General features: G+C 57.7%; 23 protein-coding genes. 9 read left to right on the forward strand and 14 right to left on the reverse strand.

The genetic code is table 11. The features are described from left to right. Positions 1 to 160 precede the first annotated feature (160 nt). The 3 genes from ABJN86_RS09635 to ABJN86_RS09645 form a co-directional block, all read right to left on the reverse strand. Entirely contained in the window at positions 161 to 778 is a 618-nt protein-coding gene (locus tag ABJN86_RS09635) for a hypothetical protein (protein WP_348366656.1), read from the reverse strand. Between the two features lie 408 nt (positions 779 to 1,186). Continuing rightward, positions 1,187 to 3,502 (reverse strand): TRAP transporter fused permease subunit, encoded by a 2,316-nt coding sequence (locus ABJN86_RS09640; protein WP_348366658.1) that lies wholly within the window; start codon positions 3,500 to 3,502, stop codon positions 1,187 to 1,189. Positions 3,503 to 3,556: 54 nt separating this feature from the next. After that, complete coding sequence (locus ABJN86_RS09645) at positions 3,557 to 4,612, reverse strand: TAXI family TRAP transporter solute-binding subunit (RefSeq protein WP_348366660.1); 1,056 nt, start codon at positions 4,610 to 4,612, stop codon at positions 3,557 to 3,559. A 136-nt stretch (positions 4,613 to 4,748) separates the two neighbouring features. On the opposite strand from ABJN86_RS09645, the gene ABJN86_RS09650 reads away from it, so the two are divergent. Next, positions 4,749 to 5,258, forward strand: coding sequence for a MarR family transcriptional regulator (locus tag ABJN86_RS09650; RefSeq protein ID WP_348366661.1), 510 nt, complete (start codon positions 4,749 to 4,751; stop codon positions 5,256 to 5,258). Between the two features lie 204 nt (positions 5,259 to 5,462). Here the strand turns inward: ABJN86_RS09650 and ABJN86_RS09655 are convergent, their stop codons facing one another. After that, on the reverse strand, positions 5,463 to 8,675 hold the full coding sequence (locus ABJN86_RS09655) for an error-prone DNA polymerase (protein WP_348366663.1): 3,213 nt from the start codon (positions 8,673 to 8,675) through the stop codon (positions 5,463 to 5,465). Then, a complete protein-coding gene (locus tag ABJN86_RS09660; RefSeq protein WP_348366932.1) occupies positions 8,672 to 10,162 on the reverse strand; it encodes a DNA polymerase Y family protein in 1,491 nt (496 codons plus the stop codon). Before ABJN86_RS09660 ends, ABJN86_RS09655 begins: the two co-directional genes overlap by 4 nt. 68 nt (positions 10,163 to 10,230) lie before the next feature. Here ABJN86_RS09660 and ABJN86_RS09665 point away from each other — a divergent pair, with 68 nt between their 5' ends. Next, positions 10,231 to 10,521 (forward strand): hypothetical protein, encoded by a 291-nt coding sequence (locus tag ABJN86_RS09665; protein WP_348366665.1) that lies wholly within the window; start codon positions 10,231 to 10,233, stop codon positions 10,519 to 10,521. Positions 10,522 to 10,526: 5 nt separating this feature from the next. Here the strand turns inward: ABJN86_RS09665 and ABJN86_RS09670 are convergent, their stop codons facing one another. The 3 genes from ABJN86_RS09670 to ubiA all read right to left on the reverse strand — a co-directional run bounded on the left by ABJN86_RS09670 (position 10,527) and on the right by ubiA (position 13,775). After that, positions 10,527 to 10,856: a hypothetical protein gene (locus ABJN86_RS09670; protein ID WP_348366666.1), complete on the reverse strand. Its 330-nt coding sequence runs from the start codon at positions 10,854 to 10,856 to the stop codon at positions 10,527 to 10,529. Next, complete coding sequence (locus tag ABJN86_RS09675; protein ID WP_348366667.1) at positions 10,849 to 12,723, reverse strand: OmpA family protein; 1,875 nt, start codon at positions 12,721 to 12,723, stop codon at positions 10,849 to 10,851. Before ABJN86_RS09675 ends, ABJN86_RS09670 begins: the two co-directional genes overlap by 8 nt. A 71-nt stretch (positions 12,724 to 12,794) precedes the next feature. Next, positions 12,795 to 13,775, reverse strand: a complete 981-nt coding sequence (ubiA, locus tag ABJN86_RS09680; protein WP_348366668.1) for a 4-hydroxybenzoate octaprenyltransferase — start codon at positions 13,773 to 13,775, stop codon at positions 12,795 to 12,797. 12 nt (positions 13,776 to 13,787) lie between these two features. On the opposite strand from ubiA, the gene ABJN86_RS09685 reads away from it, so the two are divergent. The 3 genes from ABJN86_RS09685 to ABJN86_RS09695 are packed head-to-tail and all read left to right on the forward strand — an operon-like array spanning position 13,788 to position 16,463. Then, a complete protein-coding gene (locus tag ABJN86_RS09685; RefSeq protein ID WP_348366670.1) occupies positions 13,788 to 14,513 on the forward strand; it encodes a 16S rRNA (uracil(1498)-N(3))-methyltransferase in 726 nt (241 codons plus the stop codon). Then, a complete protein-coding gene (locus ABJN86_RS09690) occupies positions 14,510 to 15,034 on the forward strand; it encodes a hypothetical protein (RefSeq protein WP_348366672.1) in 525 nt (174 codons plus the stop codon). Before ABJN86_RS09685 ends, ABJN86_RS09690 begins: the two co-directional genes overlap by 4 nt. 58 nt (positions 15,035 to 15,092) lie before the next feature. Further along, positions 15,093 to 16,463 (forward strand): glutamate--cysteine ligase, encoded by a 1,371-nt coding sequence (locus ABJN86_RS09695; RefSeq protein WP_348366673.1) that lies wholly within the window; start codon positions 15,093 to 15,095, stop codon positions 16,461 to 16,463. Here the strand turns inward: ABJN86_RS09695 and ABJN86_RS09700 are convergent. From ABJN86_RS09700 to ABJN86_RS09725, 6 genes are all read right to left on the reverse strand, one after another. Continuing rightward, positions 16,460 to 16,888 (reverse strand): DUF805 domain-containing protein, encoded by a 429-nt coding sequence (locus ABJN86_RS09700; protein ID WP_348366675.1) that lies wholly within the window; start codon positions 16,886 to 16,888, stop codon positions 16,460 to 16,462. The genes ABJN86_RS09695 and ABJN86_RS09700 overlap by 4 nt on opposite strands. Positions 16,889 to 16,892: 4 nt before the next feature. Continuing rightward, a complete protein-coding gene (plsY, locus tag ABJN86_RS09705; protein ID WP_348366677.1) occupies positions 16,893 to 17,504 on the reverse strand; it encodes a glycerol-3-phosphate 1-O-acyltransferase PlsY in 612 nt (203 codons plus the stop codon). Then, positions 17,497 to 18,792: a dihydroorotase gene (gene pyrC, locus ABJN86_RS09710; protein WP_348366678.1), complete on the reverse strand. Its 1,296-nt coding sequence runs from the start codon at positions 18,790 to 18,792 to the stop codon at positions 17,497 to 17,499. Before pyrC ends, plsY begins: the two co-directional genes overlap by 8 nt. Next, the gene (locus tag ABJN86_RS09715) at positions 18,792 to 19,331 is read right to left on the reverse strand and encodes a hypothetical protein (RefSeq protein WP_348366680.1); all 540 of its coding nucleotides are present in this window, start codon (positions 19,329 to 19,331) and stop codon (positions 18,792 to 18,794) included. Before ABJN86_RS09715 ends, pyrC begins: the two co-directional genes overlap by 1 nt. A 102-nt stretch (positions 19,332 to 19,433) precedes the next feature. Then, positions 19,434 to 19,901, reverse strand: coding sequence for a hypothetical protein (locus ABJN86_RS09720; RefSeq protein ID WP_348366682.1), 468 nt, complete (start codon positions 19,899 to 19,901; stop codon positions 19,434 to 19,436). Next, positions 19,898 to 20,854, reverse strand: coding sequence for an aspartate carbamoyltransferase catalytic subunit (locus tag ABJN86_RS09725; protein WP_348366684.1), 957 nt, complete (start codon positions 20,852 to 20,854; stop codon positions 19,898 to 19,900). Before ABJN86_RS09725 ends, ABJN86_RS09720 begins: the two co-directional genes overlap by 4 nt. Positions 20,855 to 21,010: 156 nt before the next feature. Between ABJN86_RS09725 and ABJN86_RS09730 the strand changes: the two genes are divergently transcribed. The 4 genes from ABJN86_RS09730 (at position 21,011) to ABJN86_RS09745 (ending at position 24,431) form a co-directional block, all read left to right on the forward strand. Then, the gene (locus tag ABJN86_RS09730) at positions 21,011 to 21,781 is read left to right on the forward strand and encodes a uracil-DNA glycosylase (RefSeq protein ID WP_348366687.1); all 771 of its coding nucleotides are present in this window, start codon (positions 21,011 to 21,013) and stop codon (positions 21,779 to 21,781) included. Next, on the forward strand, positions 21,778 to 22,329 hold the full coding sequence (locus tag ABJN86_RS09735) for a hypothetical protein (protein WP_348366689.1): 552 nt from the start codon (positions 21,778 to 21,780) through the stop codon (positions 22,327 to 22,329). The genes ABJN86_RS09730 and ABJN86_RS09735 overlap by 4 nt, the downstream gene beginning before the upstream one ends. 19 nt (positions 22,330 to 22,348) lie before the next feature. Continuing rightward, positions 22,349 to 22,891, forward strand: a complete 543-nt coding sequence (gene moaB, locus ABJN86_RS09740) for a molybdenum cofactor biosynthesis protein B (RefSeq protein WP_348366690.1) — start codon at positions 22,349 to 22,351, stop codon at positions 22,889 to 22,891. An 85-nt stretch (positions 22,892 to 22,976) separates the two neighbouring features. Next, complete coding sequence (locus ABJN86_RS09745; RefSeq protein ID WP_348366692.1) at positions 22,977 to 24,431, forward strand: HlyD family efflux transporter periplasmic adaptor subunit; 1,455 nt, start codon at positions 22,977 to 22,979, stop codon at positions 24,429 to 24,431. Position 24,432: the final 1 nt, after the last annotated feature.

Genomic DNA, 24,432 nt, shown 5'->3' on the forward strand with positions numbered 1-24,432 from the left:
ATTCGATTTCTGCAACGGCAACGTGTTAACTGTGCGGAGCGCCAAAATTCGGGAATTAGCGAGCGGTCTGGTGCTGGAGTAGGACGCGTGCCGACAACACCACACTTCGAACGGCGCATCTAGTTTATCGAAAGTAACGCTTCTGGGCTGCGCTTTGAGATTAAAGTGCGTCCAGAAGCTCTTTTGCGTAGGTGCTGACAGGCGGACCACCGCCATCGACGTCTTGGATTGGACGCGCGTCGCGCAGATAGGGGCGGGCAAGGTTTGATATCAGGCGCTCTGGCATACATGCGCTACCGCGCTCGATTTTCCCGCGTTGGTCGGTGAAGATTAATCTGAGGTCTTGAGGTCCACTCTTTTCAAGGACTTGCGCCAAACGGAGTTGCGCGTCCGCATCCCCCATACAGGTCGCGTATTCGTTAAACTGCCAATCAGCGAGAAAGCCCTTCTGGGTGAGGCTAACGTAATCAACTCGTTTGCTGATCGGAACGAGCAAGTTGATGCGATAGAGCATGAGAACATCCAGCATTCCCCCACGCCGTTGAGAAACCGTTATGTCGTCAAGAATTGCTCCAATTGCGCGTCCAATGACCCTTTGCAGGTTTTCATAGGTCTTCGCGTCCATACGTTTGAAATCGCCGTGGTAACGTCGTGCAAGAAAGATGAAGTTGCTTTTGAACGGGGTACTTCTGGAGGCCGTCATGGACTCGCCAAGGTGGCCGACGATGCCTAAGGCGCAAGGTGGTGTGAGTGCTGCCCGAGAAGGTAAGAGTTTCATCGGTGGATTTGGATCCGCGCACTACTTGTGTGACGCTTTGCGTAAATGCTGGCGGGCATTCTTGGTGTGCGAAATCAATGTAATCCATGGAGTTCTCCTTTTCGGGGAATAGAGGATATATTCACGGGCCTGTTCGCGGCCCACGGCAGCATCGGGTCTTGGTCAAATTTGCTTCCAAGATACATCATGATCCGGATATAGAGCCATAGCGATGAGCGTTGTTGCACGCCGTAGATCTCTGCTCGCTAGAGACCTAAAGCGACCACAGCCTCATCCACCTCATCAGCAATGGGCCGTGAGTGACGAGTGCCAATGCCGTGATTTGGTAGATGCCGCGCCGCACCCGAGGCCGGCTCAAAGCCGAGCTTGTCAATCTTCGGCTGCCGCGAAAGTCTTCCTTTGAAGAACTTATGATGGAGGAATTTCAGCGTTTGGCTGGGTTTCAGCGGCGCGTGCCGTTATGGAATGTCGCCCTAGCAATATGGCGGCCAACCCAAGACCGACCCACATCAGCATTGCGGTTTTCCACAACAACAGTACTGCTGCGAGCAGCCTGAGGGCGACTTCCCATCGCTTTAAAGGGGCACGGTCGAAGTAGGCAAGAGCTGAAGCCATCAAGTAGAGCGCGAGGATCAAGCGAAGGCTTAAAAGGGTCAAGGCAATCCAATCCACAGTGCCGGTATATCCTTCAATCAGTGTGCTGCGGCCTGAGGCGTCGGTGATCGTGACGGCCTCTTCAATGAGCAACAGTTCTGGATACCATGCGAAAACAAATGGGATCGTGAACATCACGATCCCAACGCGCACGGCGGCAAAGGCCGTCCGCATCGGTTCGGTTTTCGTGATCGAGGCGGCGGCAAAGGCTGCGATGGCCACAGGAGGCGTAATCGCCGACGCGACGGCGAAGTAAAAGACAAACATATGAGCGGTAAAGAAGCTGACACCAAGGCTTGCCAAAAGTGGTCCTAACAGCAACGCCACATTCACATATGCAGGGACAGTCGGCATCCCCATTCCAAGCAAAATGGCGCAGAACATGGCACAGGTCAGGGCGAGCATCAGGTAGACACCGCCGACAATCGGGATTTCAAAGCCCAAGATCCGCAACACGTTTGCGGTTTCCAGCCATGAGGTGACAGCGCGTGTGAGTTCTCCGGTCAGGCCGCTTTCATTCAGAAACGCCGAGATGATTGAGACTGCAAACAAAAGCAGGAACAGTCGTGAGATCAAGATGCCACCGTCCGCCAGCGAGACGATAATTTTAGACGGTTTCACCCGGGTTTCGGGATCTAGGAATAAAAGCGGCAATAGGACGATGACGGCCCACCATCCCGCGGATGTCGCATCACCGGTCGAATTGACGATGGTTCGCGTCACAAAGTCGGGCAAGATGTTGGATAGCCAGCCTGCGCTGACAACGTCTTTGTTCCCCAGCAGCAAGAACAGGATGGTCATGATCGGCACGAAGATGATGATGAGGTTCAACCAGTCTTGGCGAAACATCACCAGATCGTCTGGAATTTCGCGCATGGCTTCGACCTTTTCACGCCGAGCTTGGAACATCACCGCAAGGAAAATCGAGAAGAAAAAGAACATCGCGGGCAGGAATGCCGCCGTGATGACCTTGGTGTAGGGCACCGCTGTCAGGGCAACCAGAACGAAAGCTGCAACACCCATTACGGGTGGCATGATCTGCCCACCAGAGGACGCCGCGGCCTCAACCCCGCCTGCAAATTGTGGGGAAAACCCGTTGCGTTTCATCATTGGGATCGTCAGGCGCCCCGTTGAAAGAACATTGGTGACCGGCCCGCCAGTGATTGTGCCGAACATTGCAGAGGACACAATCGCCGCATGGGCTGGCCCACCGCGTAAGTTGCGGGTCAGGCGCACGGCCAGTTTGATCAATGATGTGCCGCCAGCCGAGGTGCCGAACAACGCCCCCAAAATCACATAGGGAAAGACTTGATTGACGACGATATCCATAAACCGGCCCATGAACCCATCTGGCGTGATGAACACATTCGTGGCTTTCTGGATCGCTGCCGCCTGTATATCGCCGCCATCTGCCCCCAGCTTGGTCAGCAAGAAGCTGTTGTCGCTTAGGTCATAGACCCAGATCAGTGCCGTACCGACCGTATAGATCACCACAACGCTGGCCACGGCGACCAATGGAACGCCCCAAACTCTGACGTTATATAGGAAGAATAGGGTGATAATTGTGAACAGCAGTGGGATAATCAAAATCCCGAACCGCCCCTGACACGCGGGAACTTCTGCATCAAATGATATGCCGGGGATCACGCCTGCTGACCGTTCCGCCGCTTCTGCTATCAAACGTGCCCGCTCGCCGGTGAATTGGTCAATCAGACAGACTGAATCGACCTCGACCAAATATCCAAACGAGGCCAAAAACGCAGCAAAGATCAGGCCTGCATCCAAAAGCAAACCCAACCAAGCCAAGGACGGACGGCTGACCTTCCACGCTCGATACACGCTGGCATCAAGGGCGACGATCAGCATCATTAACAGAAAAACAGGGGGGTAGAAGAATTCAGGCGGGAAGCTCGAAACCCGTAAGAAAGGTTGCCCCGTGAGGGCCCGAGCAGCGTCCTGCAAGCCGGGGATTTCCGGCATCGTATTGAGCATGCCAACCACGACAAGAAGAAAACCCAAGGCAATCGCCCAAGTTCGGCCGATGCCTTTGTTTGCGTGTGTGTCTGACATGAAAAGGCCCCTTACGCGAGGCTGGGAAAGACCAGCCTCGCATGGAAAGTTGCGTTACGGGCGCAGGCAGTCCGCGATAGTGTGACCAGCTTCCTCAAAGGCACGGATCGCGCCTTCGTGCATTTTCACCTGAACGGAACCGCAGACGCCTTGGGCGGCGCCATCGATGTCACCAAAGCTTAGGCCAAGGTATGGCCCGCGCGGCGACCCCGTTAGAAAGCGATCCTCGGCTTCTAGGTAGGCCTTGGTGATATTATAGGCGAGATCTTCTTCCATTGTTGCCGTGACGATTTGGCCAAAGGCCAAGGCAAAGGTGTCGAACGAGTCGTCATCCGTGACAACCGTAATGTCATTGCCCGCGTAAGCTGCGCGGAATTCATCGACGGGGACGGAGTAGGGCGCATGGCCTGGCGCGCCGAGGATTTGCTGCCCCAATTCGCTGGCAAGCAAGTCGGACGGGACATCATAGAGCGTAATGCCACCCGCCGCCGCAATCGCGATTTCGCGGCCAGATGGCAAGCCTTCGGGCATTGTCCATGCATCTACACCGCCGCCCGTGATGGCGGAAACTGTGTCAGGCCACGGGTTTTGAACGCCCTCATAGCCTTCGCCGTCCTTTTCGCCGGACAGCAGTTGAATCATGGCGCGCCCTGACGTTAGTGCAGCCCCGCGTGGCGGACCGTTCCAGATGCGTTTTCCGGCCAAATCGCGGATGTCGTCGATGGGGTTGCTGTTGTAATGCCCAAACAATTGCGCAGCGCCAGCATTAAAAAAGAGGACACGTATGTTGCTGGCCAGCTCGGCGCCTTTCTCGGGGCCGATGCCACTGTATGGGCCGATGCCCCGTGACAACAGAAACGGTAAGATCAAGGCTGCCGGTGCCATATCTAGCTGCCCTTCGGCGACAGCTTGAACAGAGTTCGTCAGCGTCGCACCTTCGGTGATTTGCATCTTGGCGACACCTGCGCTGTCCAAAACAGCCGCCAAGGTCGTATCGATGTAGTGCGGCGTTGAACCCGGCGAAGTTGTCTCTGACGTCAGTGTGGCTTGTGCGAAAGCAAGTGCTGGTGCAAGGGCAATTGCCCCGCCCATTAGCATTGATTTGATCATATCATCCTCCCTGATGATCTGCCCTCCTCCAAGGGCAAATGCCCCCATTTCGAAGGCTTAAGATGAGGTTTGCAGAAATTATATGACTTGTCACGTAATAATTTCTCAGGTCTTATCGGAAACAAGGAGGACGCGCATGATCGACGATCAGGAACGTGATGTTGATCGGATAAAGGCCCGGATCGACAGAGAAGACACCAATTTGTTTGCGCGGCTTGCTACAATATATGCGGCCTCTCGCAAACAGGCTCAGGGCTTGTTGCAAACGGGCGGGGGTCTTTCGATTGTCGAATGGCGGACCCTTTGGGACTTGCACGAGATTGGTCCCATGACAATCAGCGATCTTGCATCAACCCAACGCGCCGATCATTCCTTGTTTAGTCGGGCGTTGCCCCAGATGCGCCAAAAGGGACTGGTGTTCATGTGCCAAGCTGAACAAGACGGGCGGCAAACGATTGTGACGCTGACGGACAAGGGTCGCGATGCGTATCATCTTGCCGCGCCAATAATGGGCAGACGCCGCGCTGCGTTGAGCGATGCTTTTACACAAACAGAAATCAAAGAGTTCGTCGGGTATCTGGATCGGCTTGAAGACTTCGTGCGTCTACCTGTGAACCAGATAGTCGAGACTGAAAGCATAGACTGACGTGACGCCCAAATGTGCTTTGGATTGATCCGGCCAGAGACATCGGCGTGCGTGTGTCTGTCTGAAGGGGCTGGTACTTTTACGTAAAACACTCCCTGAATGTCTACGACAAGGATGGCAATCCGGTTCCGAAAGGGACGCCAGTTGTGCTGGAGGTTTATACCATTGGTGGGTTTTGTGTCGGGTTAACCCAACCTTTGACGATTAATGGAAGTCTCGGCTAGGGAACAACCGTTTGGCCTGATCTCGTGGGTGCATGGCGCGGGGCTGTGGTTTTTGCGGGCGTGGTGCGTCATCTGCCTGAGATTGGGTAACCCCAATAGCGTCGTCCATCGGGTGCCCAAGATCAGAAAGCTTGTGCGACATATCCTCTATCGATTGCGCGATGAGGTGGACGACGATGCCTTCGCGTTGCAGATAACCTGTGACACGCAGCAATCGTCCCCCCATGACAGCGCGGCGAAATTGCTTGTAGACGGTTTGCCAGACGACAATGTTGGAAACGCCAGTTTCGTCCTCAAGTGTCAGAAAAATCACCCCAGCCGCTGTCCCGGGGCGTTGACGGGTAATGACCAAACCGCACACGCTTAATTGCCCCAGTGGCACATGGGCCAGTTGGGCGTGTGGTGTGATGTTCGCCATTGACGGGCGTAACAGCTCCATCGGGTGTGCGCGCAACGTCAGGCGGGTTGAGACATAATCCTCAACCACCTCTTCGCCCAAATGCATGGGTGGCAGCATCATTTCTGGCTCGCTCAGCATTTCGCCGTCAATCGGGTCGTTGAACAATGGCAACGGATTTTGGCTGCGCAAAGCTTTCACCTGCCAAAGCGCGTCCCGTCGCGTCAGACCCATGTTGGAAAAAGTGTCAGCTTCTGCCAATTTTTCCAACACAGCAGGTGCAACACCCGCGCGCAACCAGACCGCTTCGGGGTCAAGATACCCGTTGCCTCGTGACGCGGCGATCCAATTCGCATCCTCTTCACGAAACCCTTTGATCTGGCGAAAACCAAGACGTAGGGCTAATGCCCCGTCAGATCGACGCTCAAGCTTGTTGTCCCATGTGCTGGCGTTCACACAAATCGGGCGCACATCAATTTGGTGTTCACGGGCATCACGCACGATTTGGGCGGGCGCGTAAAAGCCCATTGGTTGGGAGTTGAGGAGCGCACAGGCAAAAATCGCAGGGTGATGCCGTTTCAGCCATGCCGAGACATAAACCAGCATCGCAAAAGCTGCCGCATGGCTTTCAGGGAAACCATATTCGCCAAACCCTTCGATCTGAGCGAAACAGCGCTCCGCAAATTCAGGCTCATACCCGCGATCGAGCATGCCGTTGATAAATTGATCTCGAAATGTGCCAATGGTGCCCATCTTGCGAAATGTCGCAAGCGAGCGACGCAGCTTGTCCGCGTCTTCTGGGGTGAAACCTGCGGCGACCACAGCAATCTGCATGGCCTGCTCTTGAAATAATGGCACGCCCAACGTTTTGCCCAACACCCCTTCAAGCGCCTCAGAGGGGAAATGTACCTGTTCCTTGCCCTGACGGCGGTTGATATAGGGATGCACCATGCCGCCTTGGATTGGTCCGGGGCGTACGATGGCGACTTCGATCACAAGGTCATAGAACTCACGTGGTTTCATACGTGGCAGGAAATTCATCTGTGCGCGGCTTTCCACCTGAAACACGCCCACGGCATCTGCTAGACATAACATGTCATAGGTTTGCGTGTCCGCCTGCGGCACCGTGGCGATGCTCAGGTTTTGATGTTCGTGCTCTTTCAGCAGATCAAAGCTTTTGCGGATGCAGGTCAGCATACCAAGGCTGAGAATATCAACCTTTAAGATACCCAACGCGTCGATGTCATCCTTGTCCCATTCAATCAGCGTGCGGTCGTCCATTGCGGCGTTCTCGATCGGGCATAACTCATCCAGTCGCCCCTTGGTGATGATAAAGCCGCCGACATGTTGGCTTAGATGACGTGGGAACCCGATAATTTCAGCAATCAAGCGGATGGTTTGGGCAAGCCGCCGATCATTCAGATCCAGCCCTAATTCACGCATGCGTTCGGGGTCCGCTCCGCCATTCGACATGCCCCAGATTTGCCCCGACAGCCCCGCGGTCACATCCTGCGAAAGGCCCATGACCTTACCCACTTCGCGGATTGCGGCACGGGAGCGAAAGTGGATCACAGTCGCACATAACCCTGCGCGGTGGCGGCCATAGCGCTGATATATCCATTGGATAACTTCCTCGCGACGCTCGTGTTCAAAATCCACGTCGATATCTGGCGGCTCTCCTCGATGTTCAGAGACAAAACGTTCAACAACCATCGTGATGGTTTCAGGGCTGACATCGGTGATACCCAGCAGGTAGCAGACAATCGAATTGGCCGCAGATCCGCGCCCTTGGCACAGAATGCCTTGCGAACGAGCGTATTGCACAATGTCATGTACCGTCAGGAAATAGGCGGGGAAGTTTAGCTTGGCGATCAGTTTGAGTTCTTTCTCAAGCTGCGCTTTGGCTTTGTCCGTAGGGCCATTTGGATAGCGTTGGCTTAGCCCCGCATGGGCCAGCCGCCCCAACCGTGCCATCGGGCTTTCACCGTCAGAAATCTCATCAGGGTATTCATAGCTCAACTCGCTCAGATCAAAGCTACAGCGCGCGGATATCTCAAGCGTGCGGCGCAGTGCGGCAGGGTGATTGCGGAACAGACGCGCCATATCGGGATAGCCTTTCAGGCGGCGTTCTGCATTCGGCAAGGCGCGCGTGCCGATCTGGTCGATGGTGATATGTTCGCGCATGCAGGTCAGCACGTCCGCAAGTTGTTTGCGCTTGCCGTGGTGCATCAACACATCCCCCACAGCGACCATCGGTGTGGAGCAACGTAACGCCAGATGCGCGCAGGCATTAAAATAGGCCTGATCGCTGCCGTCGTAACAGGGCGCGGCCCCCAAAAATACATATCCAGGAAACCGCCTTTGCAGCCGCGATATACCGTGTGCGGCACTGTGCAGTTCCTGCGGTAGGGCAATCAAAATCAAACCATGGCCATGCTCTAACAGATCACGCTCATCGAGATGGCAATGCCCCTTTTCCGCACGACGTTTGCCCAATGTTAAAAGCCGCGTCAGCCGTTGATACGCTGCGCGATCCGTTGGCAACGCAAGCCATTGCACGGGGCTGTCCCGCAGCACCAAGCGGCACCCGACGATCAGTTTGGGCAGGTCATCCCTGTCTTCGCGCAACACCTTCAGCGCCGAATACGCACGCACCACACCGGCAAGTGAATTGCGATCTGTGATGGCAACCGCCTCTAGTCCGAGGTCGGCAGCGCGAACGATCATTTCCTCGGGATGTGACGCACCTGTGAGAAAGGTAAAGTTGGTTGTGACGCACAGCTCTGCATAGTTCATGCGAATTCACCTTGCACAAACCACGCGGGGCTTTGTGGGGTGTAGAACATCCACAGCCTGCGCCCTTCACGCGTGTCGATACGCCAGTAATCACGCAGGCCTGCGCGCCAGCGTTCATCCTCAAGCCACCATTCGGGCATGATGCGTTCGGGCCCCATAGCGCGGCCCGTTGTCAGTGCCATACGCCGCCAGCGAAACCGCTGTGGGGGGTGTGGCCCCTGTCCTGCAATGCCCTCTGGTGGAAATAGACGCAGGGGGCGCGGTTGTGTTGCGACCCACGCCCCGGCGCTTTTTGAAAACGCCGCTGCGGCAATGATAAAACTGCGCTCTGGAATGTGGCTGTCAGCAGGCAGAAACCGCTGGACGTTTTCCAAACCGATCCGTGTGCCAATGCGGGTGATAAGGTCATCAAGCCGGTCTTTTCCCGAAGAGGCCTCATGGTTGAGTTGTTGTACCGGCAGGCTTTCAACCGCCGCAGCCGACAGGCGCAATTGATCAATCCCAAAGCCCGCATCAACCTCGCCCACCCCGCGTTCAAACAAGGGGAGAATGCGCGCCGCATCCTGCAGCGGGCGGGCCAGTCGCAGCTCAACTTCTTGGGCATCCTTATCAACGCGGCGCAATGTCAGATGTAGCACCCGCACTCCCATGCCATTGGCCGCAAGTTTGGCGCAGAGCCGAGTCAACAACCGCTGGGTGCCTGCCATCACATCATCAGATCGCCCTATCGGTTCAGGCAATGTCATGCGCACGGCGTAATGGGGCGGCTCAACCAGTGGGGTGATCTGTTCAGGTTGCACGCCAAGCGCCTGATCCAGCCGCATCAGCAGGTCCGCTCCAAAGCGGCGGGCCAATGGCGCGCGGGGGGATGCGGCCAAAGCACCGATGTCCCGCAATCCCAAACGTTGCAGGGCCACGTCGGTTTTTGGGTCAATGCGCAGGGCGGCCACAGGTAGCGTTGCCAAGGCCTCAAGCGGTTTTCCGACCTCTGCTACCCCTTCGCCGTGACGCGCCAATGCCCAAGCGGCCCCGCGTGTATCTCCCAAGCCGACGACGGCAGAGAACCCCGCCCGCATCAACCGTCCGCGGATATCAGCCACCAAGGCGCTTTCACCACCTACCAAATGCGCCGCCCCCGTAATATCAAGCGTCAGCCCATCGCGTCCCTCCAGCCCGACCCAAGGACAATAGCGGGTGGCCCAGCGGCGCAGGGTCAGCAACAGACGTTGATCGGCCTGCAGATCGGCCTCGGCGCTCACCAATTCATGACAAAACGCCCGCGCATCAGAAAATGGCATGCCCCGATGCAGCCCTGCCTGCAGAGCATCAAGATTAAGACAATAAATCCGTTCTGCGTTATGTTCTTTGAGTGTCAGCGCAAAGGGGCCTGCGACCGCCCGCATGCGAAGCACACGGTCACTCGCGAGGCGGGGAAACCACAGCGAAATGATCCGCCGGGTTTGGTTTTGTGGGGTGCCATCGAACATGCCACTCACTCAATGTTCCTGATTTGTTCTTAATAAATGCCCGCCGCATCAGAGTCGAGTCTGTGTTTGTGGAATCGAAGACAGCATTACACCGCCAGCCATTTCTGATTTGGGCCCACCTACATCCGCGCTCTTACTGGTTCCAACTGCGCAACATCCGCCCCGAAGGCGAAGCGTTGTCTCAGATGATGACCGAAGATGTGCAGCACGCCTTTGAAGAGGGTCGCGCCGTTCTAAATGCCGTGCAGAAGGGTATGGCCAACAAGACAACGCCCCATATTGATCTGCCAATTGATGGCAGGCAGTTGCAAGCGATGATCAATGAAGAGCAGCAGGTCGATCAGCAGATGGCGAAATAGCCCAATTACGCGCCTTGGTTGGTGCGCTCGATGTATCCGCGCAGCTCTTCGGCCTCGTGGCGTGCGTCGCGTAGGCCGTCCATTGCCGCCTTCAACTCCGCCTCGGTCTGCGCCAATTGGTTGGTCAGTTCCGCTTCGCGTTGCTGCAGGTAGGTGATGGCTTGGTCGCGGGTTTCTTCCGCGTCGTGCAGGGCCTTCGCCATGTCGTCCAATTCCGCGACATCTGCCGTGGTCACGCGGCTGAAACGTTGGACCAGCCAGCAGGTGAACCAGCCGGCGCAGAACGCCAGAAACAGGATGAAGGCGGTGGCAATGATAAATTCGGTTCTATTCACTTGGGGTCTCTGCTTCTGGAGTGTCGTCACCTTCGGTTTCGTCTGTGGCCGCCGCACGGGCGTCTGTCAACAGTTTGAACTCGATGCGGCGGTTGGCTTCGCGGCCTTCGGCGGTGTCGTTGTCGGCAATAGGATCGGCCTCGCCATATCCTTTGGAGGTCATGTTGCCCGTCAGCACGCGGCGCGACAACAAAGCGGCACGAACCGAATCGGCACGCAGCTGACTTAGATCGGTGTTCATCTCTTCGCGGCCTTGGCTATCAGTGTAGCCGCCAATTTCCATGCGGACCCGTTCGCATTGTTTTGCGATTTCGGCGATGCGGTCGACTGTGCGTCCGGCTTCCGTAGTGATGTCCGCGGAGGAGGGTTCAAACACAATTTTGGAGGCGTTCAACATGGTGTTGATACGCGCCACGCATTCCTCTGGGGTTGGTAGGTCGAGCTGCGTGTCCAGCAGTTCGTCGTAGCGGATGTTGATCTCAAAGTTCTCCGCGTCGCCCAGCTTGTCGGCCAATGTGCGCGATATCGTGTTGGATGCTTTCTTGTCGCCGGTGACCCCGCGAATTTCCACGTAATCGGTTTGAACCACCGCGCTGCCGTTTTCTAGGGCGGCCAGCGCCTCAAGTGCTGCAAGCACGCGCACCGGCCAGTCTTGTGGCAGGTTCGCATCGTCGCGGGTCGCAAGGTAGACCTTGTCGCTCCCAAACTGGGCGCGCGCGAAGGAGCCTACGATTTGTTCGATGCCGTCATCCGGCAGGCGTCCGCGAAGTTGCACCAAGCCCTCGGGGCTGCGGGTGGCGACAAATTCAATGGCCTCCACGGCGCCCGTGCCATTAACGACGACTTTCTCGGGCAATACCGCATGCATGGAGAACACGTCCGGCAAGGCCGCGTCTATTTCGCCGATCACACGGTCAAAGGTGCCTTGGCTTGTGGTGTCCAGCGCCACCAATGTGATGTCCGCGTCCGAGAACGTCAGGGAGCCGCCACCAATGTCTTTCAAACCGGCGATTGCCACTTCAACGGCGCTGGTCCAGTTGGGGGACGGCACGCCAAGGCCGATTGCGCATTCTGGTTTCTCGATGCTTCCGGCTTCGCTCGCTGCGCGAATGATGCGGGAGCTGCTGTCCTCGTCATAAGCCGAGCAGGCGTCGAACGCTGCTTTTCCCTCGGCGTCCAGCGTGAAGCGTAGGGTGAAGGGGGAAATCACAGGGCGCGGCGCGGAAATGTTCAACGCAAGGCGCACGCCACTTGGGGCGTTACGCGCCAATTGGGATTCGATGCGACGCTTGCTTTCTGGGCTGTCAGAGATCGCGGTGATCTCGACAAGGTCGGCCGACACAGAAATCTTGGAGCGCTCCAGATCACGAAGGGCATCGATGGAAAACTCCAACGCAGCCTCCCAGTTGGGCGGAATCGGATAACTGGCGGTCTCCAGAAGGTCGGTAATACGCGCGACGTCAACGATGTCTTCAAGCTGCTCCGTTATGCTATCGCCGTCTTCGGAGGGCGGGATCAGCCCGATCAACGAGACGCCGTCGACATTGCGCAGCATTTCAACCGAAAACCGGGGTGATTCAATCTTTGCGCGGGCTTTGACGTCCATGTTGTCGACTATGCGGTCGGGGTCGATCACCGCGCCGACCTGAGAAACCACACGGAAGCGCGTTGCCTCATCTGGTGCTTCGCCGCCCAAGGCCACAAGCAAACCATCCGTGGTGACTGTGGCCCATTCGTGTCGACCATCAATTAACTCGGAGGTTACAACCTCTGCCGAACGGGCCTCGACCCACCCAGCCGAAAGCCAAGCGCCCCCAACAGAGAGCGCCGCAGCGGAGGTGAAGGCAGCAATAGTCTTTAGTCTCATACAGTTCGTCTATCGTTAATGGTGCGATTAAGCCCGAATGTAGTCCTAACGGGCGCAACGCGAATGTTCAATCACAGCAAGGCTGCGATGGCGAAAAACAGCGCAGTAATCAGCCCTGCATCGCGGTTGGACCGAAACAGGCGCATACAGACCTCCCAATCATCGGTGTCAAGGCGGCGAAGTTGCCAGGCCATGTGCCAGCCTAGCGCCCAAGCTCCAGACAGGGCCAGCGTCAAAGCCATCACGTTGGCGTGGGGGACTAAGGCCACGATGATCGACAGGGCCATCAGTGAAACCGACGTCACCATGAACAGCCTCAGCCACCAAAGGGAGTTCTCCCCGAACAATCGCGCGGTGGATTTTATCCCAATGAGCGCATCATCTTCTTTGTCCTGATGGGCGTAGATCGTGTCGTAGAACAAGGTCCAAGCGATGCCCGCGAGGTACAATAAAACCGGTGCCCAGCCCAAGGAGCCAGTGTGCGCGGTCCATGCCAGCAAGGCCCCCCAGTTGAAGGCCACCCCAAGGAAAACCTGAGGCCACCATGTGAACCGCTTAGCAAACGGGTAGATGGCGACGGGCAGCAAGGCTAAGACGCCAAGCGCAATGGCGGCGACATTGAAGGTCAGCAAAATGCCAAAGGAAATCAGCGCTTGGGCCACCATCCAAATGACGGCGCCCTTCACGGTGACTTGGCCGGAGGGCAGGGGGCGTGACTTGGTGCGCTCCACCTGTGCGTCAAGTTTGCGGTCCGAGATGTCATTCCATGTGCATCCCGCGCCGCGCATCAAAAAGGAGCCCAAGGCGCAACCGATGATGATCCACAGATCGAACCAGTCCAGCCCCGCAGGGTCGGACGCCGCCGCCAAAAGCACGCCCCACCAACAAGGGAGCAGCAATAGCCAAGTCCCAATTGGGCGATCCGCACGGCTCAGCCGCAGATAGGGGCGGGTTGCGGCAGGGGCCCATGTGTCGACCCAGTTGCCCTTAACCGCATCAATGACTTGGCCTTCTGGCAATTGGCCCTCTGGCAATTGGCGTGTGTCGCTCATATGTTCGGCCTCATGGAACGCGCAAAAATCAGGTTGTTTGTAGAGCACCCATTGGGACAGGGCAATTCAGTCCCAATGACGCAGCCGCAGGCGAATTATCTTTTCAACGTTATGCGCCTCGGCGTGGGCGATGTGGTGGCCTTGTTTAACGGGCAGGATGGCGAATGGACATGCCGTGTCGTGGACGCCGCCAAGCGCCGTGGCATGGTGGTCTGTGAGACGCAAACCTTGCCCCTGCAAATGCCGCCCGACCTTTGGCTCCTGTTTGCCCCGATCAAAAAGGCCCGCACGGATTTCATCGTGGAAAAAGCGGCCGAGATGGGCGCTTCCAAGGTGTTCCCCGTGCAGACCGAATACACCAACTCTGACCGCATCAGGCAGGACAAGTTGCAAGCCCACGCCATTGAGGCCGCCGAGCAATGCGGCGGGACATATGTGCCTGAGGTCGCGAATATCCAAAAGCTGGCCGCGATGTTGGACAGCTGGCCCGAGGATCGCAAAATCCTGTTCTGTGACGAATCCATGGTCGGACAACCCTCCAACCTAACCGAGCTACCCGCAGGCCCTTGGGCAATCATAATCGGCCCCGAAGGCGGGTTTTCGCCGCGCGAACGCGACACCCTGCGCGCGCATCCCAACAGCCACGCAATCAGCCTTGGCCCGCGTATCTTGCGCGCTGATACCGCAGCGGTGGCGGCATTGGCGCTGTGGCAAACGGCCCTTGGGGATTGGGCATGATCCGCCCGGAGGTCCGCGAGCTGTTTTGGCGGCACCATGAGCTGCTACTGGGGGTCGGCTTCGTCGCTTTGGGCGCTTGGGGCATAATTTACGGGGACCTGCTGCTTAAGGCGGTTGGGGCCGTCTTGGCCTTGTTCGGCGGGGTTGTGGCGTGGACTTCATGGCGTCGCACGCGCATCACAACAGCCACCCAAGATGGCCCCGGAGTGGTCGAAGTGGATGAGCGCCAAATCACATATTTCACCCCATCAGGCGGCGGGGCCGTGTCGATCAATGATCTCGCCCGCGTCACCATCATCACAAGCGACCAAGGCCCGTACGCGGACGATGTGCATTGGTTGTTTGAGGAAAACGGCGGCACCAAACTGCTCATACCAAATTCTGCCGAAGGGGCGGCGCAGTTGTTTGATGCGTTATCCCCGCTAAAAGGTGTTGATTTTGAAGCCGCAATCCGTGCCATGGAGGCAACCGAGAATGACAGCTTTGTGATCTGGGCAAAAGAGCCCGCGCGTCTGCATTGACATCCCCCGCAAATCGCCTCACCCCTACACATCTCAGTAGCCAGACGGAGCCAACGACATGTCCATTCCACAATCCGGCGGCGGCCTTATCACTGATCATTCGCAACTGGCGCAATTGCTGGCTGATGGCTGCAAGCCCAAGGAAGATTGGCGTATCGGCACTGAGCACGAGAAATTCGGCTACTGCCAAGACACCCATATGCCGCTGCCCTATGAAGGTAAGCGGTCGATCAACGCTGTCCTATCTGGGCTGCGCGACCGCTTCGGCTGGGCCCCTGTGGAAGAGGGCGGCCACCTTATCGGCCTGACCAAAGAGGGAGCCAATGTCTCGCTGGAACCTGGTGGTGCGTTGGAGCTGTCAGGCGCGCCTTTGGAAACCGTTCACCAGACGTGTGACGAGGTGAATGTTCATCTGGCGGAAGTCAAAGCCGTCTCCGACGAGATTGGCGTAAAGTTTATCGGTCTGGGTGCCGCACCGGAATGGACGCATGAAGAAATGCCCCTCATGCCCAAGGGCCGTTACAAGCTGATGAACAACTACATGGAAAAAGTCGGCACCATGGGCACCGCCATGATGCGCCGGACTTGCACTGTGCAGGTGAACCTCGATTTCGGCTCCGAGGCCGATATGGTCCAAAAGATGCGCGTTGCCTTGGCGTTGCAGCCTGTGGCCACGGCACTTTTCGCGAATTCGCCGTTCTTTGAGGGCAAAATCAACAACCACAAATCATGGCGCTCGCGCATTTGGCGCGCACTTGATGACGACCGCACAGGCATGCTGCCTTTCGTCTTTGACGAAGGCATGGGCTTTGAGGCTTGGGCCGAATGGGTGCTCGATGTGCCGATGTATTTCGTCTACCGCGACGGCAAATACATCAACGCCTTGGGCCAGTCCTTCCGCGACTTCCTGAAAGGGGAGCTGCCCGCACTGCCCGGCGAAAAGCCGTTGCTGTCTGATTGGGCGGACCACCTGACAACCGTATTCCCAGAGGCGCGTATCAAGCAGTTCATGGAAATGCGCGGGGCCGATGGCGGCCCATGGCGTCGTCTATGTGCCTTGCCCGCCTTCTGGGTTGGCCTGTGCTACGACCAAACCGCGTTGGATGCGGCTTGGGATGTGGCCAAAGGTTGGGACGCAGAAACCCGCGAGGCATGGCGTGTTGCCGCCTCCGTTGATGGGTTGGCCGCCGAAGTCGGTGGGCTGAAAATGATCGACCTCGCGCGGGAGGTGGTCAACATCTCCGAGGCGGGCCTAAAGGCGCGCGCCAAACCGGGCGCTGGTGGCTTGGTCCCCGACGAGACGCATTTCCTCAATGCGCTGAAAGAAAGCATCGAGACGGGCCAAACCCCCGCGGACGAGTTGCTGGCGAAGTACCACGGCGAATGGAACGGTGATCTAAGCCGCATCTACGACGAGTACGCTTACTAGTCGTCGTCGCGCACCAATGGCACGCGGGAGCTACCGTAGCTGAGCGGCTCTGGCTTGCTGTCTTTCAATGGATCAGGGCCATAGCCGTTTGGCCCGTCATCGCCGCGCAACATGGCGAGGATGATCAAGGCGATCTGCCCAAAAGGGACCAGCCCCAATAGCAGCAGCCACGCAGTTAGCCCTTTGTCGTGCAATCGGCGGGCAAGGACGGATATGAACGGGAAGAACATGATCAGCAGGTAAAGGACAAAGGGTCCTACACCTCCTTCTTCTCCTTCGGTGATTGTGGCGGCAAAGAAGGTCAAGCAGCCAGCCAGCCCCCCGTAGTAAATCAGGGCGAACCACCAAAACTCAGACCGTGATGCGCGCCCTTTCCACCGGAAAGACTTCGACATGCAGCTCTTGAGTGCTTGGATTGGTCCCATCGGGTTACCCCTTCTTAAGCTGAATCTTCTTTTCAGTGCCGCCAAGTATTCGGCGGATGTTGTCCGCGTGGCGCATCCAGATCAACGCCCCTAGCAAGGCCGTCAGAATGATGTAGCTCGGCAGCCCCATGAGGTTCAGCCAAAGCGGCATAAGCGCCGCCGCCACCAGAGCTGCCAGCGACGAGATGCGGAAAACCAGCGCGACGGCGAGCCAAGTCATACAAGCGGCGAAACCCGCAAAGAACGACAGTGCCAATAAAGTGCCAAGGTAGGTTGCAACGCCTTTGCCGCCGTTGAAGTTCAACCAGACGGGGAAGATATGGCCGATGAAGGCCGCAAGCCCTGCCAGTTGGGCCGCGTCCTCGCCTATGAATATCCGGGCGAGCAATACGGCGATGCCGCCCTTACCAGCGTCCAACAACACAGTGGCCAATGCGGCGGGTTTCGATCCGGTTCGCAGCACATTCGTAGCACCAATGTTGCCTGACCCGATCTGGCGCAGATCGCCCAAACCCATCAGCCTGATTATCACCAAGCCGAAGGGGATCGACCCCAGCAAGTAAGACGCTACGGCGACGAAGAACAAAAGGTAAGGGGCAGTTACGATCTCAGGCATGGGTAAAAACCTCCTCGCCGCCAACAAAGGTGCGCAACACGCGACCTTGCATACGTTGTCCGTCAAACGGGGTGTTTTTGGATTTGGATCGCAGCGTCTCGCGGTCCATCACAAAGGGCGCGCCTGGGTCAAACAGCACCAAGTCCGCCGGTGCGCCTACACTCAAACGGCCACCTTCTAGCCCCAACCGTTTGGCGGGGTTCAGCGACAGGGCACGCCATAGGGTCGGCAGGTCGATCCCGCCCGAATGCAGCAACTGCATGGCGGCTGGCAGCAAGGTTTCCAGCGCAACGGCACCGGAGGCGGCCTCCTCGAACGGCAGGCGTTTGCTTTCCTCGTCTTGCGGGGTGTGCATGGAGCAGATCACATCGATCAAACCGCTTGCCACGGCCTCCACCATGGCCATGCGGTCGTCCTCGGAGCGCAAAGGCGGCTTTACCTTGAAGAAGGTGCGGTAGTCGCCCACGTCCAGCTCGTTCAGCGTAAGGTGGTGGATGGAGACACCTGCGGTCACGTCCAACCCTTGCGCCTTGGCGCGTTCCAGAACGGGTAGGGACTTCGCGGTGGAGATTTGATCCGCATGGTAGCGCACGCCCGTCATCTCGACCAAGGCCACGTCGCGCTCCAACCCCATGCGCTCCGCCATAGGCGATACGGCGGGAAGGCCCCGTAGCGAGGCAAACTTGCCGGAGGTCACAGCGCTGCCTTTAGATAGGATCGGGTCTTGCGGGTGGCCCATCACCAGTGCCCCAAGGGAGCGCGCGTAGGTCATCGCGCGGCTGAGCACTTTATTGTCGGTCACCACATTGTCGCCGTCCGAGAAGGCCACTGCGCCGGCATCCATCAAGAAGCCCATCTCGACCATCTCGCGGCCAGCGCGGTCTTTGGTCAGGGACGCCATCGGGGCGATGCGCACAGGCGCCATTTCCGCGCCGCGACGTTTGGTGAATTCCAAAGTTTCCGGCGTGTCCACGGTGGGGATGGTGTCGGGGCGGGTGACGATGGTTGTGACCCCGCCTGCCGCCGCCGCCAAGCCCGCGGTGCGGAAGCTTTCCTTGTGCCGCTCGCCGGGCTCGCAAACCTTCACGCCGATGTCGATGATGCCGGGGGCGAGGTATTTGCCGCCGCAATCCACGACGTTCCCCGTGGGGAACCTTTTGTCATTCAGATCAACATCTTGCGGTAATATTTCGTTAATCCGCCCGTCCTTGATCAGTACCGAGCCAAGCGTCTCGGTTCCGGCCTCTGGGTCGATCAGTTTTGCGTTGGTAAGAAGCAAGTCAGCCATCAGAACCCTATGTAATATGTGTAGAGCACGGCAACGGCGCAAACGAGCGCCGCCAGTGCGGTGAGTGCCATTCGATCGCCAAAGCTGCGCCCCTTTTTGACCTCAGGGACGGGGCCGTCCAACACGCCTTTTGCGGCGTCGCTTTCTAGCGGAGTAAACTGCGGGGCAGGGGCTTTGCCCTCGGTGAAGGCCGCGACCAAATTGGCGTTGTCGGTCAAGTGTAGCGTGGCTGGTTTGTTTTCAAATGCAGCACTTCGGACGAGTAGGATAGAAGACAACTTATGTGGAATCTCTGACAGATTGATCGAGGCAGGTGCGATGTCATAGCCGTCGACCAGCAGGGTTTCCAAGTCAGCGTCAGACAGCTCGCCCGCGCTTATGTGCTGCATCTCTTGCGGATTTAAGGATGTGCCCCCCATGGCGCGCTCCAAGTTCTCACAATCGCCTTTCATGGAGTAAGGGAGTGCCACGTCGTCCGTCACTTGGAAAACACGTAGCACGCCCGTTTCATGCTTAGAGACCTCAAGTAAGTTCGCCACGCCCTCAGCCCCCCAACCAGATCATCAGGCCAGTGAAGGCAAAGATGCCCAGCAACGCATAGGTCGCGATTTTGCCGGACATGCGGGGGTCTTTGGGATCGCTCATCTGCTTGCCTCCGATTGAAGCGCAGTTGCGCGCTGCTCGATCTCTGCCTGTACCTGCTTGGGGTTCGGGAGATAGCTCATCATGAACGCACGACCATCGGTCATTCGAACGCGAACCCCGAGCCAAAAGCTCAGCGAGACGGATTTAATGTCAACAAGCTGGAGGTCGTCGTATTCGATGCTGAGCCCGGTATCACGGAAACCCAGTGTGAATTTCGACAAACGCCATTCTTCATTTCGACGTCTGTTCCAGTTTTGCCATTCATCAAAGACCAACATGTAAAAGGCGGCCGAGATTACGATGGACGCTAGGCTGGCTAGAAGAGAGGCGATGTCAAAGGACATTAGCCCAGAAAACAACCCGAAACCGTTGATCATTCCCGCCATGATCACAGACCCAAAAACGGCGCGTTTCAGGAACACTTTGCCCGACGTGCGCCAGATGATGGTGTCAGTGGCACTCAAACCATCACCCCTTGCTCTGCCGCAGCTTCGCGGCGGGTGCGGACCAGCAATTCCATTGCGGCCATGCGGACGGCGACGCCCATCTCAACCTGCTCTTGGATCACCGAGCGGTTGATGTCGTCGGCCAACACGCCGTCGATCTCCACGCCGCGGTTCATCGGGCCGGGGTGCATGATGATGGCGTCGTCTTTGGCGTAGGCCATCTTTGCGGGGTCCAGCCCGTAGCGGTGGTAGTATTCGCGCTCCGACGGGATGAAGCCGCCGTCCATGCGTTCCTTCTGGAGGCGCAGCATCATCACCACGTCGACGTCCTGTAGGCCTTCGCGCATGTCCTCGAAGACCTCAACGCCAAATTCCTCCATGCCGGTCGGCATCAAAGTAGGTGGCCCGATCAGGCGCACGCGGTTTTCCATTTTGCCCAAAAGCATAATGTTGGAGCGTGCCACGCGGCTGTGCGCAATATCGCCGCAAATCGCGATGGAGAGACGGTGGATTCGTCCCTTGGCGCGGCGAATGGTCAGCGCATCCAGCAGGGCCTGCGTGGGGTGTTCGTGCTTGCCGTCGCCTGCATTCAGCACGGCGCAGTTGACCTTTTGGGCCAGCAAATCCACCGCACCAGAGTGCGGGTGGCGCACCACCAACAGATCGGGATGCATGGCGTTTAGGGTCAGGGCGGTGTCGATCAGCGTCTCGCCTTTCTTCACGGAGCTGGCCTGCATGGCCATGTTCATCACATCTGCGCCTAGACGCTTGCCCGCAATTTCGAAGCTGGCTTGGGTGCGGGTGGAGTTCTCGAAGAACATGTTGATCTGCGTCAGCCCCGCAAGCGTGTCGGAGTGCTTCACGTCGCGGCGGTTCAGGTCGACGTATTGGTCGGCGAGATCAAGAAGTGTGGTGATTTCATCGGGGCCAAGATGCTCAATCCCTAGCAGATGCTTCGCGCGGAATGTCATGGTGGCCCTCATCGTAATTTTATGGGGTTATAGGGGCGTGCGGGCAGTCGGGCAAGACCACCTAGGAATGGGCGTTTACTGCAGGTATGGCAGGCCTGTTGCAGTTGTGATCGTTAAACCATTGTCGGATTGAGGCTGCCAGACTAGTTTGCGCTTATGGAATCGGGACTAGACTTTCACACGGCCAAGGCGCTGTTAGATTGGCATGTGGACCTTGGCGCTGATGAAGCGATCGGGAACGTGCCGATCAACCGCTATGACGTGCCCAAAGAAGCCCCGAAAATGGCCAAGCCCAAACCTGCTGACGCGGCGCCTGTCGTTATGCAGCAAGGCCCCGATCCTGTCGCCGTTGCCCGCGAGCTGGCGCAAGGGGCGCAGGATTTGGACGGCTTGAAGGCCGCGATGAGCAGTTTTACCCATTGTGATTTGAAAAACGGCGCGCGCAATTTGGTATTTAGCGGCGGGACCGTTGGGGCCAAGGTGATGGTGATTGGCGACGCGCCCACCCGCGAGGAAGACCGCGAGGGCACGCCCTTCGTTGGCGTGGCGGGGCAGCTTTTGGACGCCATGTTCGGTGCGATTGATCATGGGCGCGACCATGCGCAGAACCCGATATATCTAACCAGCGTGTTGCCTTGGCGCGCGCAAACCCGTGACCCAAACCCTAAGGACGTGGCGATGATGTTGCCATTCCTGACGCGGCACATCGCCTTGGCGAAGCCGGAGGTTTTGGTATTGATGGGGAACCAAGCTTGTGAAGCTCTGTTGGGGAGTAAGGGCATCACAAAACTGCGTGGCACATGGACGGAGGCGCTCGGCAAGCCAGTTTTACCGATGCTGCACCCAGCATATCTGCTGCGGACACCACATTCCAAGCGGGAGGCTTGGGAGGATTTGTTAAACCTAAAGGGGAGATTAGGTGTATGAAATGGCTAGTAATGGCTTTGATGTTGGCCGGTCCGGCTGCGGCGCAAACTGCGCTAGACACGGACTTTGAGAAGCTGGTCGAGGAGGCCGGGTCGCAAGATGAGGTGGTGACCCATGGGGTGACGATCATCCGCGAAAGAATGCCAAATGGTCCGACCAGTTACGAGGCTTTCGACGGGACTGACCAAGGTGCGGTTGGTTGCTGGATGATGATCGCAGTGCATGCGTCCGCGATGGACCGCCAATGCGAACTCTCGGTGAACCCGAGCGAGCGGGCAGCTCTCGACAACCTGTTGGGCGGAATCGCTAGGTTTTACGCTGAAAACAATGTGCCGATTATGCCCGAGGGACGCGATCTGGTGGCCGTAAGATCCGCAATTGAGATGCTTATTAAGGGTGAAAGCACTACTATTATTCCTGAAAACTGCACCGGCGAGCCGGCTGACTTTGTGGAGAGCTTTGTCGACAACCTGAGCGTGACGGCCAGCGAGGAACATTTCCAAAACGTCTTGGGTCCTAAGCGGATACCTGTGATGAGCCCGTGCTAACAAGGGATTGAAAACCAAAATGACCCGAATAGACGACACAAGGGAATTCGTGCCTGTCCGTATTGCTGTGATGACAGTGTCGGACAGCCGTACACCGGAAGACGACAAATCCGGCAATACCTTGGTGGATCGTCTGCAAGGGGCAGGGCACATGCTGGCTGATCGGATGATTTTGAAGGACGAGCGCCAACAGATCGCCGATCAGCTACGCATATGGTGCGCCAATCCCGACATCGACGTGATTTTGACCACCGGCGGCACGGGGCTGACGGGGCGCGATGTGACCGTTGAGGCGCACCGCGATGTCTACGAGAAAGAGATCGAAGCCTTCGGGACGGTGTTCACCATCGTCTCCATGAATAAAATCGGGACCTCGGCGGTGCAAAGCCGCGCAACGGGAGGGGTATCCAACGGAACATATCTGTTTGCGTTGCCGGGAAGCCCGGGGGCCTGCAAGGACGCTTGGGACGAAATATTGTCGCTACAATTGGATTATCGCCACCGTCCCTGCAACTTTGTGGAAATTTTTCCAAGATTAGACGAACACAAGCGACGGAAGTGACGAAACGACACGTTTAAGTCAATGACGTTGGTTTTGCGCGCGTTAGCGCGTACATTCATTGGTGAATTTCGGAGTCTAATTTCTAATGCGCTTTTTCCGTCGATGCCTTGTTGGCATATTCTTAGTTTCGTTGACTGTCGCCCTGCTTTCCGTAGGCGGGCACACGATCTACGGCTCCCTTCAAGAGCGGTGGGCGAGAGAGAGCGTTTCGCGTCCCGCACGCGAGCGTGTGTTTTCGGTCAATGTTGTGGAACTGGAACCTGCGACGGTTACACCAATCTTAACCAGCTTTGGTGAGGTGCGATCGCGCCGGACGTTATTCCTGCGCGCGCCTGTAGGTGGCACCGTGGTCGAATTGTCCCCAGATTTCGTAGAAGGGGGCGCGGTTCGTGAGGGCCAGCTTTTGGCGCGAATTGATCCCGCGGACGCGCAAACGGCGGTAGATGTCGCCCGTACAGACCTGATTGAGGCCGAAGCCGACTTGATCGACACGCGCAACGCTTTGGGGTTGGCAGGGGACGACTTGATCGCTGCACAAGAGCAGTTGGCACTGCGCGACCGCGCACTCCAGCGCCAACGTGACTTGAAGACCCGCGGTGTTGGGACAGAGGCCTCCGTTGAGACGGCGGAATTGGCCGAAGCCAGCGCGAAGCAGGCCGTGTTGTCACGCCGCCAAGCCATTCAGCAGGCCGAGGCGCAGTTTAATCAGACGCAAACCCTTATTGACCGGCGCCATATCAACCTGACCAACGCAGAGCGCCTTTTGGCGGACACGGAAGTCTTCGCCGCATTCGATGGTCGCTTGTCGGGCGTGACCACGGCCCAAGGCGGTTTGGTCGCGAACAATGAGCAATTGGCGGAATTGATCGACCCTGATGCGTTGGAAGTGTCGTTCCGTGTCTCGACCGCGCAATACGCGCGATTGATTGACGAGGAAGGGACGCTGAGCACTGCGCCCGTTACGGTGACGCTGGACGTGTTGGGCACCGACCTTAGCTTTCAAGGGCGGGTCACCCGCGAAAGTGCCGCTGTGAGTGAAGGCACCACGGGGCGGCTGCTGTTCGCGGAGCTTGACGATACACGCGGCCTTCGCCCAGGTGACTTTGTGACTGTTGCGATTGAGGAGCCTGTGTTGGAACGCGTGGCGGTAATCCCGTCAACGGCTGTGGATGCGGCGGGTGCGGTGTTGGTCTTGAGTGAGGGTGACCGGCTTGAAAACGGCAAAGTGACCGTGCTGCGCCGCCAAGGTGACAACGTGATTGTTCGCGCCCGTGCTTTGCGTGGTCGCGAAGTCGTGGCGGAACGCTCGCAGCTTTTGGGGGCGGGTATCAAGGTTAAACCCCTGCGCGGCGAGCGCGAGATCCCCCAAGCCCCCGCAATGGTGGAGTTGGACCAAGAACGCCGCGAAAAGCTGATCGCATTTGTGGAAGCCAACAGCCGCATTCCCAAGGAAACGAAGGCCCGCATGCTGGGGCGCCTCACCGAGCCACAAGTCCCCGCCGAAATGGTGGAGCGGCTTGAGAGCCGGATGGGAAGCTAGG

The organism is Litoreibacter sp. (genome assembly GCF_039974535.1).
Lineage (GTDB): Bacteria > Pseudomonadota > Alphaproteobacteria > Rhodobacterales > Rhodobacteraceae > Litoreibacter.

Bases quoted from the DNA above. Each gene is read 5' to 3' on its own strand.
- ABJN86_RS09635 (WP_348366656.1), bottom strand. From the start codon at position 778: ATGAAACTCTTACCTTCTCGGGCAGCACTCACACCACCTTGCGCCTTA.
- ABJN86_RS09640 (WP_348366658.1), bottom strand. From the start codon at position 3,502: ATGTCAGACACACACGCAAACAAAGGCATCGGCCGAACTTGGGCGATT.
- ABJN86_RS09745 (WP_348366692.1), top strand. From the start codon at position 22,977: ATGCGCTTTTTCCGTCGATGCCTTGTTGGCATATTCTTAGTTTCGTTG.
- ABJN86_RS09690 (WP_348366672.1), top strand. From the start codon at position 14,510: ATGATCCGCCCGGAGGTCCGCGAGCTGTTTTGGCGGCACCATGAGCTG.
- ABJN86_RS09650 (WP_348366661.1), top strand. From the start codon at position 4,749: ATGATCGACGATCAGGAACGTGATGTTGATCGGATAAAGGCCCGGATC.
- ABJN86_RS09645 (WP_348366660.1), bottom strand. From the start codon at position 4,612: ATGATCAAATCAATGCTAATGGGCGGGGCAATTGCCCTTGCACCAGCA.
- ABJN86_RS09685 (WP_348366670.1), top strand. From the start codon at position 13,788: ATGGAACGCGCAAAAATCAGGTTGTTTGTAGAGCACCCATTGGGACAG.
- ABJN86_RS09660 (WP_348366932.1), bottom strand. From the start codon at position 10,162: ATGTTCGATGGCACCCCACAAAACCAAACCCGGCGGATCATTTCGCTG.
- ABJN86_RS09735 (WP_348366689.1), top strand. From the start codon at position 21,778: ATGAAATGGCTAGTAATGGCTTTGATGTTGGCCGGTCCGGCTGCGGCG.
- ABJN86_RS09725 (WP_348366684.1), bottom strand. From the start codon at position 20,854: ATGACATTCCGCGCGAAGCATCTGCTAGGGATTGAGCATCTTGGCCCC.
- plsY (WP_348366677.1), bottom strand. From the start codon at position 17,504: ATGCCTGAGATCGTAACTGCCCCTTACCTTTTGTTCTTCGTCGCCGTA.
- ABJN86_RS09675 (WP_348366667.1), bottom strand. From the start codon at position 12,723: ATGAGACTAAAGACTATTGCTGCCTTCACCTCCGCTGCGGCGCTCTCT.
- moaB (WP_348366690.1), top strand. From the start codon at position 22,349: ATGACCCGAATAGACGACACAAGGGAATTCGTGCCTGTCCGTATTGCT.
- ubiA (WP_348366668.1), bottom strand. From the start codon at position 13,775: ATGAGCGACACACGCCAATTGCCAGAGGGCCAATTGCCAGAAGGCCAA.
- pyrC (WP_348366678.1), bottom strand. From the start codon at position 18,792: ATGGCTGACTTGCTTCTTACCAACGCAAAACTGATCGACCCAGAGGCC.
- ABJN86_RS09655 (WP_348366663.1), bottom strand. From the start codon at position 8,675: ATGAACTATGCAGAGCTGTGCGTCACAACCAACTTTACCTTTCTCACA.
- ABJN86_RS09695 (WP_348366673.1), top strand. From the start codon at position 15,093: ATGTCCATTCCACAATCCGGCGGCGGCCTTATCACTGATCATTCGCAA.
- ABJN86_RS09700 (WP_348366675.1), bottom strand. From the start codon at position 16,888: ATGGGACCAATCCAAGCACTCAAGAGCTGCATGTCGAAGTCTTTCCGG.
- ABJN86_RS09730 (WP_348366687.1), top strand. From the start codon at position 21,011: ATGGAATCGGGACTAGACTTTCACACGGCCAAGGCGCTGTTAGATTGG.